The 14038-nt window shown below is 64.2% G+C and carries 20 protein-coding genes; 5 read left to right on the top strand and 15 right to left on the bottom strand.

Going from position 1 to position 14038, the window contains the following annotated elements; genetic code table 11:
• Nucleotides 1-4: 4 nt before the first annotated feature.
• Nucleotides 5-760, bottom strand: coding sequence for a thioesterase II family protein (locus tag JGU71_RS07370; protein WP_199703359.1), 756 nt, complete (start codon nucleotides 758-760; stop codon nucleotides 5-7).
• A 217-nt stretch (nucleotides 761-977) separates the two neighbouring features.
• On the opposite strand from JGU71_RS07370, the gene JGU71_RS07375 reads away from it, so the two are divergent.
• Entirely contained in the window at nucleotides 978-1442 is a 465-nt protein-coding gene (locus tag JGU71_RS07375; protein ID WP_199703360.1) for an MTB12 C-terminal domain-containing protein, read from the top strand.
• A 167-nt stretch (nucleotides 1443-1609) separates the two neighbouring features.
• Here the strand turns inward: JGU71_RS07375 and rpsQ are convergent, their stop codons facing one another.
• Genes rpsQ through rpsJ form a run of 11 tightly spaced genes read right to left on the bottom strand, consistent with a single transcriptional unit; the run spans nucleotide 1610 to nucleotide 6911 of the window.
• Nucleotides 1610-1894 carry a 30S ribosomal protein S17 gene (gene rpsQ / locus JGU71_RS07380; RefSeq protein ID WP_199703361.1) on the bottom strand — a complete coding sequence of 95 codons (285 nt, stop codon included), beginning with the start codon at nucleotides 1892-1894 and terminating at the stop codon, nucleotides 1610-1612.
• On the bottom strand, nucleotides 1891-2130 hold the full coding sequence (gene rpmC / locus JGU71_RS07385) for a 50S ribosomal protein L29 (RefSeq protein ID WP_199703362.1): 240 nt from the start codon (nucleotides 2128-2130) through the stop codon (nucleotides 1891-1893). Before rpmC ends, rpsQ begins: the two co-directional genes overlap by 4 nt.
• A complete protein-coding gene (rplP, locus tag JGU71_RS07390) occupies nucleotides 2130-2546 on the bottom strand; it encodes a 50S ribosomal protein L16 (RefSeq protein ID WP_199703363.1) in 417 nt (138 codons plus the stop codon). The genes rpmC and rplP overlap by 1 nt, the downstream gene beginning before the upstream one ends.
• A gap of 3 nt (nucleotides 2547-2549) precedes the next feature.
• The gene (gene rpsC / locus JGU71_RS07395; protein WP_199703364.1) at nucleotides 2550-3344 is read right to left on the bottom strand and encodes a 30S ribosomal protein S3; all 795 of its coding nucleotides are present in this window, start codon (nucleotides 3342-3344) and stop codon (nucleotides 2550-2552) included.
• Complete coding sequence (gene rplV / locus JGU71_RS07400; protein WP_199703365.1) at nucleotides 3344-3772, bottom strand: 50S ribosomal protein L22; 429 nt, start codon at nucleotides 3770-3772, stop codon at nucleotides 3344-3346. The genes rpsC and rplV overlap by 1 nt, the downstream gene beginning before the upstream one ends.
• The gene (gene rpsS, locus JGU71_RS07405) at nucleotides 3769-4050 is read right to left on the bottom strand and encodes a 30S ribosomal protein S19 (protein ID WP_169588057.1); all 282 of its coding nucleotides are present in this window, start codon (nucleotides 4048-4050) and stop codon (nucleotides 3769-3771) included. Before rpsS ends, rplV begins: the two co-directional genes overlap by 4 nt.
• Before the next feature lie 17 nt (nucleotides 4051-4067).
• Nucleotides 4068-4907, bottom strand: coding sequence for a 50S ribosomal protein L2 (rplB, locus tag JGU71_RS07410; protein ID WP_199703366.1), 840 nt, complete (start codon nucleotides 4905-4907; stop codon nucleotides 4068-4070).
• A gap of 30 nt (nucleotides 4908-4937) precedes the next feature.
• The gene (rplW, locus tag JGU71_RS07415) at nucleotides 4938-5243 is read right to left on the bottom strand and encodes a 50S ribosomal protein L23 (RefSeq protein ID WP_199703367.1); all 306 of its coding nucleotides are present in this window, start codon (nucleotides 5241-5243) and stop codon (nucleotides 4938-4940) included.
• Nucleotides 5240-5926 carry a 50S ribosomal protein L4 gene (gene rplD / locus JGU71_RS07420; RefSeq protein ID WP_199703368.1) on the bottom strand — a complete coding sequence of 229 codons (687 nt, stop codon included), beginning with the start codon at nucleotides 5924-5926 and terminating at the stop codon, nucleotides 5240-5242. The genes rplW and rplD overlap by 4 nt, the downstream gene beginning before the upstream one ends.
• Complete coding sequence (gene rplC, locus JGU71_RS07425) at nucleotides 5923-6588, bottom strand: 50S ribosomal protein L3 (RefSeq protein WP_199703369.1); 666 nt, start codon at nucleotides 6586-6588, stop codon at nucleotides 5923-5925. The genes rplD and rplC overlap by 4 nt, the downstream gene beginning before the upstream one ends.
• Nucleotides 6589-6605: 17 nt before the next feature.
• Entirely contained in the window at nucleotides 6606-6911 is a 306-nt protein-coding gene (gene rpsJ, locus JGU71_RS07430; RefSeq protein ID WP_003938093.1) for a 30S ribosomal protein S10, read from the bottom strand.
• Between the two features lie 496 nt (nucleotides 6912-7407).
• On the opposite strand from rpsJ, the gene JGU71_RS07435 reads away from it, so the two are divergent.
• Complete coding sequence (locus tag JGU71_RS07435) at nucleotides 7408-7884, top strand: hotdog fold domain-containing protein (RefSeq protein ID WP_199703370.1); 477 nt, start codon at nucleotides 7408-7410, stop codon at nucleotides 7882-7884.
• A 4-nt stretch (nucleotides 7885-7888) separates the two neighbouring features.
• Here JGU71_RS07435 and JGU71_RS07440 read toward each other — a convergent pair whose 3' ends face one another.
• Nucleotides 7889-8725: an esterase/lipase family protein gene (locus JGU71_RS07440; RefSeq protein WP_307829542.1), complete on the bottom strand. Its 837-nt coding sequence runs from the start codon at nucleotides 8723-8725 to the stop codon at nucleotides 7889-7891.
• A gap of 26 nt (nucleotides 8726-8751) precedes the next feature.
• Complete coding sequence (locus JGU71_RS07445; protein WP_199703371.1) at nucleotides 8752-9765, bottom strand: alpha/beta hydrolase; 1014 nt, start codon at nucleotides 9763-9765, stop codon at nucleotides 8752-8754.
• Nucleotides 9766-9892: 127 nt separating this feature from the next.
• Here JGU71_RS07445 and JGU71_RS07450 point away from each other — a divergent pair, with 127 nt between their 5' ends.
• The 3 genes from JGU71_RS07450 (at nucleotide 9893) to JGU71_RS07460 (ending at nucleotide 12938) form a co-directional block, all read left to right on the top strand.
• Nucleotides 9893-11083 carry a lycopene cyclase family protein gene (locus tag JGU71_RS07450; RefSeq protein WP_199703372.1) on the top strand — a complete coding sequence of 397 codons (1191 nt, stop codon included), beginning with the start codon at nucleotides 9893-9895 and terminating at the stop codon, nucleotides 11081-11083.
• A 118-nt stretch (nucleotides 11084-11201) separates the two neighbouring features.
• Nucleotides 11202-11621, top strand: coding sequence for a YciI family protein (locus tag JGU71_RS07455; protein ID WP_199703373.1), 420 nt, complete (start codon nucleotides 11202-11204; stop codon nucleotides 11619-11621).
• 18 nt (nucleotides 11622-11639) lie between these two features.
• The gene (locus JGU71_RS07460) at nucleotides 11640-12938 is read left to right on the top strand and encodes an RNA polymerase sigma factor (protein WP_199703374.1); all 1299 of its coding nucleotides are present in this window, start codon (nucleotides 11640-11642) and stop codon (nucleotides 12936-12938) included.
• On the opposite strand, the gene JGU71_RS07465 is transcribed toward JGU71_RS07460, so the two are convergent.
• Nucleotides 12935-13993, bottom strand: coding sequence for an SDR family oxidoreductase (locus JGU71_RS07465; protein ID WP_199703375.1), 1059 nt, complete (start codon nucleotides 13991-13993; stop codon nucleotides 12935-12937). The genes JGU71_RS07460 and JGU71_RS07465 overlap by 4 nt on opposite strands.
• Nucleotides 13994-14038 lie beyond the last annotated feature (45 nt).

Genomic DNA, 14038 nt, shown 5'->3' on the forward strand with positions numbered 1-14038 from the left:
CGAACTAGCGTGCGGACGCAACTTCGGATTCGAGCAGTTCGCCGATGCCGTCGACGTTGTCGTTCAAGTAGAAGTGCCCGCCGTCGAAGAGGGTGACCTCGATGTCCTGTTCGCTGTGCTTGGCCCAGCCGTGCAGTTCGCGAGCGGTGACGTAGTCGTCCTCGGATCCGCCCATTACGTGAATTCGACTGCGCACCTTGACCTCCGGCGAGCATTCGTAGGCGTCGAAGGCCTGATAGTCGGCTTTGAGCGCAGGCAGTGCAAGCTTCATCACGTCGCGACTGGCAAGTACGGCGGCACCGGTCCCGTTGAGTGCTGCGAGGTGATTCAGCAGGTCTTCGTCACGCGTTGGATGGGAGGGCATGTCGACCACCCGCGACGGCGATACCGCTCCCGAGGCACCGAGCAGACCGACCTCGATGCCTGCGGCTTCTGCCTGTCGCACGAATTCGAAGCCCACCATTGCGCCCATGCTGTGCCCGAACACGGTGATGGGAACGTCACGGTTGTATTCGGAGGTCACGAATTCCGCGAGCGCACCGGCAGCAAGTTCGCCGATGCTCGTCGCCATCGGCTCCTTCCCGCGGTCCTGGCGGCCCGGGTACTGGAAGATGATGACGTCGAAGTTCGCGCTGAGTGCCTTCGAGAAAGTCCGATAGGCCGACGCCCCTGTTCCCGCGTGCGGGAAGATCAGCAGCGGCAACGCCGAGGTCGAGCTCGGCTTGTGGAACTTGCGAATCCAACCAACGGTTTTCGGCATATCACTGCTCCTGCGGTAGCGGAGTTGACTCCTGAGGTAGCCACCGCGGCGAGAACAGCGGGCTGGAACAGGTGGAACCGACCGCACGCAACGACTAGCTAGTCCAACTCATCGAATGTTGGTTAGCATAACCTATGCCACGCGTGGGAACATGCGTAGGCTTACCTAACCCTGCTGTCGCAGAACAGCGGACACACACAGATTGGCAAGGACGACTATGACTCACTGGAAGAGAGCGGCAACCTTCACAGCCGCGGCGATCATCGCCACCTTCGGACTGCTCGCAGGCCCGACGGCAATCGGCTCGGCAGCACCGAGCGAACTCCCCATTCAGCAGGTCGCGGCACCGACGACCGGCCAGCTGCGCGCCAATCTCGCAACCGCCGTCGACATCAGCTTGCCGCGCTCGGTTCGTGGTGCAGCGCTGGAAGCCGGCGAAGCCGGACTCGGCCAGGTCGACACCGTCGCGGGTCTGCTCGCCGCCGCGCCCCCGAGCTTCCGCTGGGACATCACCGGTCCGGTCAACGTGAACGGCGACACCGCAACCGCGACACTGTTCACCGCCACCGACGGCTACGACCCGTGGACCACACAGCTCACCTGGCGCGAGATCGACGGTCAGTGGAAGCTCTCGCGTGAAGGCCAGTGTGCACTCGGCCAGTTCCTCGCCCTGCCCTGCTGATAGCCAACTAGAACGACGGAGCTGAGAAGTCGCGGAGCGAATGCGACATCGGTACCGCCGACCGGCACCAATGCGACATCCGCTCCACCCGTTGCGGCCAACCACTCGTAGGCAACGCAAAAGGCCCGCCCCCACATGGGGACGGGCCTCTTACGTTGTCGTTGCTCTTACTTCGCGCGCTCGAGCACCTCGACCAAACGCCAGCGCTTGGTCGCAGAGGTCGGGCGGGTCTCCATCAGCTGGACGCGATCGCCGACACCAGCGGTGCTGTTCTCGTCGTGCGCCTTCACCTTGGTGGTGCGACGGATGATCTTGCCGTACAGGGGATGCTTCACGCGGTCTTCGAGCTCGACCACGATCGTCTTCTGCATCTTGTCCGAGACCACGTAGCCGGTCCGGACCTTCCGACGGTTACGTACTTCTTCCGTGCTCACTGCTTTGTCCTCACTCATGCGGCATCTCCATCACTCACGGGTCCGGCGGCCAGGCCGAGCTCGCGCTCACGCATGACCGTGTAGACACGGGCGATCTCGTGACGAACGGTGCGCAGCCGACGGTTGTTGTCGAGCTGTCCGGTCGCCATCTGGAAGCGCAGGTTGAACAGCTCTTCCTTCGACTCACGCAGTTTCGCGATCAGCTCTTCTTCGGTGAGCTCACGGAGCTCTGCGGCTGGGGTACCAGTAGCCATCAGAACTGCTCCTCTCTCGACACGATCCTGCACTTGCACGGGAGCTTGTGCATCGCGCGGCGCAGGGCCTCGCGAGCGGTCTCCTCGTTGGGGTACGTCATCTCGAACATGACGCGGCCCGGCTTGACGTTGGCGATCCACCACTCCGGCGAACCCTTACCGGAACCCATGCGGGTCTCGGCAGGCTTCTTGGTAAGCGGGCGATCCGGGTAGATGTTGATCCAGATCTTGCCGCCGCGCTTGATGTGGCGGGTCATGGCAATACGAGCTGCCTCGATCTGCCGGTTGGTGATGTAGGCAGGCTCGAGAGCCTGAATGCCCCAGTCACCGAACGTCACCGCGGTACCGCCCTTGGCTGCACCGTTACGGCTCGGGTGGTGCTGCTTGCGATGCTTGACCTTACGTGGCATCAACATGCGTCAGACCTCCTGAACTTCTGTCGGAGCCGTTGCGCCTTCCGCAGCGCGGCCGGCTTCGGTGCTCGTCGCGGTGGTGCCCGAGGCACCGGAGCGACGCGGACGGGTCGGGCGCTCACGACGCGGACGGTCACCCGCGGGTGCTGCAGCTGCAGCGATCTCGCGCTTGCCGCCGACGATGTCGCCCTTGTAGATCCAGACCTTCACGCCGATACGACCGAAGGTGGTCTTCGCCTCGTACAGGCCGTAGTCGATGTCCGCGCGCAACGTGTGCAGCGGGACGCGACCTTCGCGGTAGAACTCCGAGCGCGACATTTCCGCACCGCCGAGACGGCCGGAGCACTGCACCCGGATGCCCTTGACGTTGGGCTGACGCATTGCCGACTGGATCGCCTTGCGCATCGCGCGGCGGAACGCCACACGGTTCGAAAGCTGCTCCGCGACACCTTGCGCAACGAGCTGCGCTTCGGCCTCGGCGTTCTTCACCTCGAGGATGTTGAGCTGCACCTGCTTGCCGGTGAGCTTCTCGAGGGACGAACGGATCTTGTCTGCTTCGGCGCCACGGCGACCGATGACGATGCCCGGACGTGCGGTGTGGATGTCCACCCGAACACGATCGCGAGTGCGCTCGATCTCGACCTTCGCGATGCCGGCCCGCTCCATGCCAGTGGCAAGAAGCTTGCGGATCGCGACGTCTTCCTTCACGTATTCGGCGTACTGCTTGTCTGCGTACCAGCGCGACTTCCAGTCGGTAGTGATACCGAGTCGGAAACCGTGCGGGTTGATTTTCTGGCCCACTACTGAGCCCCTCCCTCGGAAGTTGCTGCTGCGGTCGAACGACGGCGACGAGCACGACCAGCGGCACCCTGCGAAGGCACGCTCTCGACCTCGATCGTGATGTGGCTGGTGCGCTTGCGGATCCGGAACGCACGGCCCTGGGCCCGAGGCTGGAAACGCTTGAGCGTCGTGCCTTCGTCGACGTATGCGGTCGCGATGACCAACGTCGACGGGTCGAGGCCGAGGTTGTTCTCGGCGTTTGCTGCCGCGCTTGCGACAACCTTCGCAACGGGCTCGCTTGCGGCCTGAGGCGCGAACTTCAGGATTGCAAGTGCGTCCTCGACCGAGCGGCCACGGACCAGGTCCACGACACGACGTGCCTTCATCGGGGTGACCCGAACGTGCTTGGCGGTTGCGCGTGCGGTCGGGTTCTGAACAGTATCGCTCATCGCCTCTTCGCCTTCCGGTCGTCCTTGATGTGACCCTTGAACGTGCGGGTCGGTGCAAACTCTCCGAGCTTGTGTCCGACCATCGAATCCGATACGAACACCGGAACGTGCTTGCGGCCGTCGTGCACCGCGAACGTGTGTCCGATGAAATCCGGAATGATCGTCGAGCGACGAGACCAGGTCTTGATGACCTGCTTGGTCCCCTTGTCGTTCTGTACGTCCACCTTCGCAAGGAGGTGATCGTCGACGAACGGGCCCTTCTTAAGGCTGCGTGGCATCCTTCACTCCCTCCTTGTTATCGCTTGTTCTTGCCAGTGCGGCGGCGGCGGACGATGAGCTTGTCGCTCGGGCGGTTCGGCTTGCGGGTACGGCCTTCCGGCTGTCCCCACGGGCTGACCGGGTGGCGTCCACCCGAAGTCTTGCCCTCGCCACCACCGTGCGGGTGGTCGACCGGGTTCATGACGACACCACGGACGGTCGGGCGCTTGCCCTTCCAGCGCATACGGCCGGCCTTGCCCCAGTTGATGTTGCTCTGCTCGGCGTTGCCGACCTCGCCGACGGTTGCGCGGCAGCGCACGTCGACGCGACGGATTTCACCGGACGGCATACGCAGCGTGGCGTAGGGGCCTTCCTTGCCGAGCAGCTGCACGCCGGCGCCAGCCGAACGTGCCATCTTGGCGCCGCCACCCGGACGAAGCTCGACGGCGTGAACCGTCGTACCCGTCGGGATGTTGCGGAGCGGCAGGTTGTTACCCGGCTTGATGTCGGCCGTGGGGCCGGTCTCGATCGGGGATCCCTGCGCGATGCCCTTCGGCGCGATGATGTAGCGCTTCTCACCGTCTGCGAAGTGCAGCAACGCGATGTTCGCGGTGCGGTTGGGGTCGTATTCGATGTGCGCGACCTTGGCAGGCACGCCGTCCTTGTCGTTACGACGGAAGTCGATCAGACGGTAGGCGCGCTTGTGACCGCCACCCTTGTGACGGGTGGTGATGCGACCGTGTGCGTTACGTCCACCGCGACCGTGCAACGGACGGATGAGCGACTTCTCGGGAGTCGACCGAGTGATCTCGGCGAAGTCCGAGACACTCGCGCCACGACGGCCCGGGGTAGTCGGCTTGTACTTGCGGATAGCCATGAGTTCTCTTCTCTTTCTGGAGTCCGGCGCTTACGCGACCGGGCCCCCGAAGATCTCGATGGGCTTGCTGTCGGCCGACAGGGTCACGAGCGCGCGCTTTGTGCTCTTACGCGTGCCGTAGCCGAACCGGGTCCGCTTGCGCTTGCCCTGACGATTGGCGGTGTTGACGCTGGTCACGGTCACGTCGAAGATCTTCTCTACGGCGATCTTGATCTGCGTCTTGTTCGAGTCCGGATGCACCAGGAACGTGTAGGTGCCTTCTTCGATCAGCGAGTACGACTTCTCGGAGATGACCGGCGCGAGCAAAATGTCGCGAGGATCGGCGATCGTGCTCATTTGCTCTCCTCCTGTGCAGCTTCGGCAGGGCCGTGCACGAACGTGTTGAGCGCCTCGACGCTGAACACCACATCGTCGCTGTTGAGCACGTCGTAGGTGTTGAGCTGATCGGGAGCGATCGCATGCACACCATCGAGGTTGCGCACGCTCTTCCAGGCCGCGACATCTTCGCGACCGACGACCAACAGCACCTTCTTGCGATCCGAAATCTCGGCGAGGAAGGAGCGTGCCGTCTTGGTGCTCGGCGCTTGGCCTGCAACCAACTCGGTGATGACGTGGATGCGCTCGCCGCGGGCCCGGTCCGACAATGCGCCACGAAGTGCGGCACGAATCATCTTCTTGGGTGTCCGCTGGCTGTAGTCACGCGGCTGCGGGCCGTGTACGACGCCACCACCTGCGAACTGCGGGGCGCGGGTCGAGCCCTGACGGGCGCGGCCGGTTCCCTTCTGGCGGTATGGCTTACGCCCACCACCGCGGACCTCGGCGCGAGTCTTCGTCGAATGCGTTCCCTGGCGTGCTGCCGCGAGCTGCGCGACGACAACCTGGTGCATCAGAGCGATGTTCGCTGTGACGTCGAAGATCTCGGCGGGGAGGTCGACGGTTCCGTTGGTCTTGCCACCGGGAGCCTTGACGTCCACCTTGAGCTTCGAGGAAGTCTTGGAAGTGTTCACTGCGCTCGTCATGCTCGAGCACCACCCTTCACTGCACTCTTGACGATCACCAGTCCACCCTTACGGCCCGGGATCGCGCCCTTGATAAGCAGCAGGCCGTTCTCGGCATCGACCTTGTGGACCGAGAGGTTCTGCGTCGTGATGCGGTCGTTGCCCATCCGGCCGGACATGCGCATTCCCTTGAATACGCGGCCCGGGGTGGCGCAGCCACCGATGGAACCGGGGCGACGGTGCACAGCCTGCGCGCCGTGGCTGGCGCCCTGGCCGGCGAAGCCGTGCCGCTTCATCGTTCCGGCGAAGCCTTTGCCCTTGCTCGTGCCCGTGACGTCCACGAACGCACCGTCTTCGAAGATCTCGGCGGTGAGTTCCTGGCCGACCTCGTACGAGGCGGTATCGGCGATTCGCAGCTCGACCACGTGGCGGCGCGGCGTGACGCCTGCCTTGGCGAACTGGCCGGAGTTCGGCTTGTTCACCTTGCGTGGGTCGATGGCACCGAAGGCAACCTGCACGGCGCTGTAGCCGTCGAGTTCTTCGGTACGGATCTGGGTTACGACATTGGGTCCGGCCTTGATGACGGTTACCGGGACGACCCGGTTGTTCTCGTCGAAGACCTGAGTCATGCCGAGCTTGGTGCCCAGGATGCCCTTCGCGGGCCTGTTCTTGTTGTCAGTCATGTTGTTCAGTCCCCGGCTCACTGAATGTTCACGTCGACACTGGCCGGAAGGTCGATGCGCATAAGCGCGTCGACAGTCTTCGGCGTCGGGTCGAGTATGTCGATCAACCGCTTGTGTGTGCGCATCTCGAAGTGCTCGCGCGAATCCTTGTACTTGTGCGGCGAGCGGATGACGCAGTACACGTTCTTTTCGGTCGGCAACGGCACCGGGCCGACGACGCGGGCCCCTGTACGGGTCACCGTCTCGACGATCTTTCGCGCTGACGCGTCGATCGCCTCGTGGTCGTAGGCCTTGAGCCTGATGCGGATCTTTTGTCCCGCCACGCTAACCCGTCCTTTTCTTGACGCTGTCTGAAACAAAACCGATCTTGTAGGTCCGCCGATTTCGGCTGAACCCACCTCGTCTGTTGCAGTTCGACCCGAACTCACGACACAGAACAGACGCATGGTTATCGAGGGGACTCGATCCGCTGCCGCTGTTCATCTGTCATTGTTCACCGGTCCACGCGGTCGGGCGTGTCGCCCTAACGCACATTCTCCGACCCAGACAATTTCTTGATCTGCGGCCACACGAATGCGTCCCGGATGCGCTCGCGTACGAGCGCGGGTTTTACTGCTGGTGTTCTTGCAAGTCTTACTTCGCCACCGGGCCTGATCTTGCGATCGACTCCATCGGCGTTCTTCCCACCCGATCCAGGCCGCACAACAGCGCGTCCCGTTCAAGGCAACCTGAACAGTATGCCTCACGCGGGTGGTGAGTTCAAATCTGGTCCGCAGCGCTCCGCGCACCACCTATCTTACTTTGGAGTAAGATAGGAGAATGGGTAATGAGAGCGCGACATATCGCGGCTGGAAGAAGCTTCCCGACAACAGGATCGGGCACGCGCTGTTTTCGCTCGGCATGGTCGCGCGGGTCCCGTACTTCGGCACCATCCTGCCGAACGTGACCGTGCTCGAACCCGGCCACTGCGAGGTCAGCGCACCGAAGTGGATCGGCATCCACAACCACCTCGGCACCTTCCACGCCATTGCGGCGTGCAACCTCGCCGAGGTCGCGATGGGAATGCTGAGCGAGGCGACGGTGCCCGACACCCATCGCTGGATTCCCAAGTCGATGAACGTGCAGTACCTGCGCAAGGCGAACAGCGGTCTGCGTGCGGTGGCGAAACTCGACACCGTGCCCGACTTCGCTGCGATCACCGAGGGCACCGACCTCGTCATCCCCGTGGCGATCTACGACAACAACGGCACCGAGGTCGTGCACGCAGATATCACCACCTGGATCACCCCCAAGTAACCAGTCAGCTCGCGCACGGCGGCGTGTGGGTCCTCCCGTAGTCGGGATCCAACGCCGCCAGCACGAGGTGCAATGCGCGCGGATCGATGAGCATCGAGCCGTGGGCGACACGATTCGTCGGGCAACCGTCCTGGACCCACACGTTCCGCACGTTGTCCGCCGCGGCGAGGAATGCGGTCTCCGGCGGGGTCGCTACCTCGTCGTCGCGCGTCGCTATCGCGGTGTAGCGGACTCCGGCGATCGTCTGCCCGCCGGCGTCGAGGTCTGCCAACAGAGTCGAACCGACCTGCATTTGCGTACCCGCGGCACCGAAGACCTGGCCCGCGATCTGGTCCTCGCGCATGCCGAGCGACGCGAGATCCGGGTACAGACCGCGTAGGCCGGCGAACGTGGTGCCGTTGTTCGCCGACGACACCAGCACGAGCGACCGCACCGCACCCGCTCCCCCATTTTTCAGATACTGCCGAGCGACCGTCCCACCCGACGAGTGACCGACGATGTCGACCTGAGTGGACCCGGTCCGAGCCCGAACCTCGTCGACGAAGGATCGCAGTTCGTCCCCGCTTCGGCGAATATCCGCGGTCCCCCAGACGATCTTCGACGGGTCGTACCAGGCAGGCACGCCGCCGATGTTCCGAGCGAAGACGCAGTACCCCTCGGCTCGAAGCAACACCGCAAGCACCGGAAACGCGCGGTAGATGTCGGAACCCGATCCGTGAACGAGAACGACCGGACGCGGATGCGACGCCGACGGCGTGCAGGTCCAGTCGTTCGCGCCTGCCAAGCCGGGCTCGGCTACTGCCACCCTTCCGGGCAGCAGGAGCGCGACCGTTGCGGTCACCAACGCAACGGTTCGCCAGGCGCGCCTCATCGGATACCGAGCGGTCCGGCGAGCACCGGCCACGAGTCCTTGAAATCGTCCTGCCAGTACCCCCACGTGTGCGTTCCGGTCGGGCGGAAGTTGTAGTGCGCTGCGATGCCGAGTTGGTCGAGACGAGTCTTGAGATTGCGCGAGCAATAGTCGGTCGCAACCTCGATGACGCCACCGACGGTGAGCTGATTCGCAAAACCCGCGGGTCCAGGTATCGAGTACGGACCGCCGTAGACGTCGTACTCGCCGGGAAGACCTGTGCCAGTGGAGATGTAGAGCGCCATCCCCCGCAGATTCGCGGCGTGCACGAAAGGGTCGTTGGCGGCCCACATCGGGTCCCCCGGCGGACCCCACATGTTCTGGGTGTTCGCACCGCCCCAGAATTCGACGACGATGCGGACCAAACTCTGCCCGATCGGATCGGAAGTCTGGACGCAGCCGCTGTAGGACGCGGCGCTTGCGTAGAGCCCTGGAGCGGCCGCCGCGAGCGCGAACGCGGACGCCCCCGACATCGACAGACCGGCGATCGCATTCTTGCCGTTGGTGTCGAAGTGCTCGTCGATGAGCGGCGGTAGTTCCGCAGTCAGGAACGTCTTCCACTTGTTTCGGCCGAGCAGCGGATCGTCGTTGCGCCAGTCCGTGTAGTAGCTGAAGGGTCCACCGATGGGTGAAACGACGTTGACGTTCTTGTCCCGCAGGAACTGCAGCGCGTCGCTCTTGCGTCCCCACTGGGTGCCGTCGACCCCACCGCTGACCCCGGTCAGCAGATACAGCGTCGGGCGCGGCACGCTGTCGTCGGCAGCCCGCTGCACGGTGACCGAGAAGGTCCGGCTCATGGCGGCGGAGTAGACGGACAATGTGATGTCTCGATCACTGTCGCTGCGGACGTCGACGATGCGGGATCGCTCCCCCGGGTCAGCAGAGCTGATCGGAATGCAGATTCCGTTGGTGAGCGCGACGACCAACAGCGCAGGGGCCGCGCAGGCCCGAATCAGACTCGCAATTCGCATAATTCGACGTTATGAGGCGCGCGTACCAAAAACACGACCGATCTTCTTGGGACAGCATTGTCGTTGCCCCCGGTTCTGGCGGCTCCCCGACGGTCACGCTCGCGGGTGCCTCGAGTTGAATGGGGGCATGGGAACAGGGTCGCGAAGAGTCGACGTATGTGTGGTCGGCCTCGGCCCGACCGGTCGGGCACTGGCACATCGAAGCGCGCAGGCGGGGTTGCGGGTCGCGGCTGTCGATCCACGGCCCGACCGAATCTGGACCCCGACCTACTCCGCCTGGCTCGACGAACTGCCGTCCTGGCTGCCGCCGTCGGTCGTCGCGTCGCGGATCGAAGCGCCGACGGTGTGGACCACCACCGAACGCAGGATCGAGCGTCCGTACGTGGTCCTGTCCAAGCCGAGACTCTTCGATGCCTTGCCGCTCGACGACGTCCATATCGAGGCCCAGCGGGCGACAGCGCTGACCGCACGTCGGGTGACGCTCGCGGACGGAACCGACATCGAGGCCGACATCGTCGTCGACACCAGAGGCTTACCGAAGACCGACCGCCGACCCGCAGCAAGTGCGCACGGCATCTTCGTCGAGGCACACCGCGTCGAGCACTACGTCGGCGCAGGAGAAGGTTTGCTGCTGGACTGGCGACCCGAGAACGGCGCGACCAACGACGAACCCCCGTCGTTCCTCTACTCGGTTCCCATCGGCGACGGCACTGTGATCTTCGAGGAGACGACACTCGGCGTTCCGGGTGGGCTGACGCAGCACGAACTTCGTCGACGGGTCGTGACTCGTCTTGCCGCTCATGGCATTTCGCTGACCGGCGACGAGCCGCACGAGTCGTGCCACTACCCGCTCGACCAGCCGCCGCCACGGCGCTTTCGTGACAAGGAGGCGGCCGTCGCCTTCGGGTCGCGTGGCGGCATGATGCACCCCTGTACCGGCTACAGCGTCGCCGATTCCCTTGCCCTGACGGATACGTTCGTCGATGCGCTGCTGTCGGGCACAGATCCGGTAGCCGCGTTGTGGCCTGCGAAGGCGCGGTTCGTCTATTGGATGCGCGAGCGTGGTCTTGCCGGGATGGGCAGACTCACCACCGAACAGGCGACCGCGATGTTCGACTCGTTCTTCCGTGCCTCGCCGCGTCAGCAACGAGCGCTGCTCACCGAGCACGCGGACCCGGTCGGGCTCGCGACCGTGCTCGTCGGAACGGTCGCGCATACCTGGCCGTTTCGGTGGCGATTCGATCTGGTCGGCTGGTCGAACCGAAACCGATGGGGTAAATACACTGCTCAGCAGCAGGTTTACGCACCGAAGCACTAGCCGGAAAAGATGTCGAGAAATTTCTGCACGATGTTGTCGATCTACCGCGTTGCCCGTTCGACCTAGGGATGAAGGGTCCGAAAAGCGGATCCGGTACGACGATCCGAGGGAGACAACGATGAAGTACATGCTGATCATGCGAGGAACAGATGCAGCCTTCGCAGAGATGGAAAAGGTCGACTTCGACTCGATGCTCGAAACCATGGGCACGTTCAACGACGAGTTGATTCGTGCAGGCGTCCTCGTCGCCATGGAGGGTCTCGCCGATCCTGCCGAGACGGTGGTCGTCGATTACTCGTCCGAAACACCTGTTGTCAGCGACGGCCCGTACGGAGAAACCAAGGAACTGTTCGGCGGCTACTTCATTCTCGACGTCACATCGAAGGAGGAAGCGGTCGAGTGGGCGAAGCGGATGCCGGTCCTGGCCCGAGGTTTCAAGACCGAGATCCGCCGGGTGCCGACGATCGACGAATTCCCACAGGACAACGAATACGTCCAGCGGGAGCGTGCGTGGCGTGAAGCCACCGGGCAACTCTGACGTCTCGATCGTCAATCGATGACCGACCACACCGGTCGTGACGCGGTCGGCGCGGTCTGGCGCATCGACTCGGCACGGATAGTCGGTGCGCTCGCGCGCTACACCGGCGATTTCGCGCTCGCAGAAGATGTTGCCCAGGAGGCGCTTGCCGAGGCGCTCGTGACGTGGCCGCGCGAGGGCACACCCCGCAATCCGGCGGGGTGGCTACTCGCGGTCGGTCGCCGCCGTGCAATCGACACCTACAGGCGTCGATCCGCGCTGGACGAAAAGTACGCGGCCCTCGCCCACAACCTGGGCGAGGGCGGTGTCGTAGCAGGCAGTCTGCCCGCCGACCCCGCAAGGGAGGTCGAAGACGTGCTGTGGGATCCGGATCAAATCGACGACGACGTACTCGCGCTGATGTTCATCTCCTGTCACCCGATGCTGGCACGGGAAGCGCGGGTCGCTCTGACGCTGCGCGTGGTCGGCGGTCTGACAAGTGACGAAATAGCCAGAGCATTCCTCGTCCCGACCGCCACCGTTCAGGCTCGAATCACCCGCGCCAAGAAACTGCTCGGGTCGGCGCGGGTGCCGTTCGAGTTGCCGTCCGCCGCCGAGCGGGCCGAACGGCTCGGCACAGTGCTCAGTGTGATCTATCTGATTTTCACCGAGGGATCGTCGGCCAGTTCTGGCCGCGATGTGCTTCGCCTCGACCTGGCGAGCGAGGCGCAGCGTCTAGCGCGGGTGCTGGCCAGACTGGTACCGAACGAGCCGGAGGCACTCGGGTTGCTTGCGTTGCTCGAACTGACCGCGGCGCGTTTTCCGGCGCGGACCGGGCCCGACGGCGAGCCGGTGCTACTCGACAGACAGGACAGAAGCCGCTGGAATCACGCAGCCATCGCGCGGGGACGCGCCGCACTTGCCAGCGTGGAGCGGGTCGGACGCGGCCTCGGCGCATATGGCCTGCAGGCGACGATTGCCGAATGCCATGCCAGTGCCGAGTCGGTCGAGGCAACGGACTGGGACCGGATCGTCGGTGTCTACGACGCGCTCGGCAGGCTCGCGCCGTCCGCGGTCGTCGACCTCAACCGCGCGGTCGCCGTGTCCATGGCGCGGGGACCTGCCGCGGCACTTCCGATAGTCGACCGACTCGTTGCGACGAACGCGTTGGCGAACTCGCACCTGCTACCGACGGTCCGTGGCGAGTTGCTGACCCGCCTCGGGCGCATCGAAGAGGCGCGTGCCGAGCTGCTCGTCGCAATCGACAGGTGCGGAAACGATCGTGAAAGGGCGGTGCTGCAAGGCAAGCTCGCCGACCTCGACGGAGACACGCCCTAGGGTTGGTCAGCCAGGTTGCGTTCCCAGTACCGCCACAGCACACCGGCGTAGTCGGCGAGCGGCGGCACCGAGATACCGCTACCGGCAAGGGCTGCAACGGTTCTCGTGGAATCGAAATGACAGGTGAACTCGGTGTGCTCGATCACCTCCGGCGGCACGCCGACCCCTGGCATCAGCACACTCTGCACGCCGGGGACCTTCATCGCGAGGGTCATCGCCTGCTTCGGCAGCAATTGCTTGAGCCGCGGTGCACCGGCCTGTTCGGCGAACAGGTTCATCACGTCGACCGAATTCTGGGCCTCGGGGTTCACCAGGTGGAACGCTTCGCGATCCAGTCCCGGAACGTGGGCGATGTGGTCCATCGCGCGGGCGATGTAGTCGACGGGGACGATGTTCGTTTCGCCGAGATCCGGCACCAGCAGTGGCACCCGACCGGGCAGCCGACCGGCCAAGCGCAGCATCTTGAAGAAGTAGTACGGACCGTCGATCTTGTCCATCTCGCCTGTCACCGAATTGCCGACGACGATTGCCGGGCGGTATACCCGCCACGGCCGTTCCGATTCGTCGCGGACGATCTTCTCCGACTCGAATTTCGTCCGGTGATACGGCGACGGTAGCTCTTGGCCTTCGTCGAACATGTCCTCGGTGAATATGCCGTCGTACAGACCCGCTGCCGCGACCGACGACGTGTGGTTCAGCGTGCCGACCTCGAGAGCGTTCGCGACCTGCACGGCATGCCGCGTACCACCGTTGTTGAGCAGTTCGTTCTGCTCGTCGGAGGCGGTCATGTCGTAGATTGCCGCCAGGTGGAACATGTGGTCGATCTCGCCACGATGTGCGTCGATCCACGCCGGATCGATGCCGAGAGCGGTTTTGCCGAGATCGCCTGCGACGGGTTTGATTCGGTCGCCCGCCCCCCACGCTTTCGCTCGGTTGGCCAGCTTTCCTTCCGACCCCGCACGGACGAGTACGTGGACGTCGCCGTCACGTTTCAGCAGCTCCGGAACAAGGAAGCGCCCGATGAAACCCGTAGCCCCCGTTACCAAATATGCCATCGTCGAAGCCTAACCAGCGGGCCGATTCGCCGGGTCGGATCGACG

It is taken from the genome of Antrihabitans stalagmiti (genome assembly GCF_016482825.1).
Lineage (GTDB): Bacteria > Actinomycetota > Actinomycetes > Mycobacteriales > Mycobacteriaceae > Antrihabitans > Antrihabitans stalagmiti.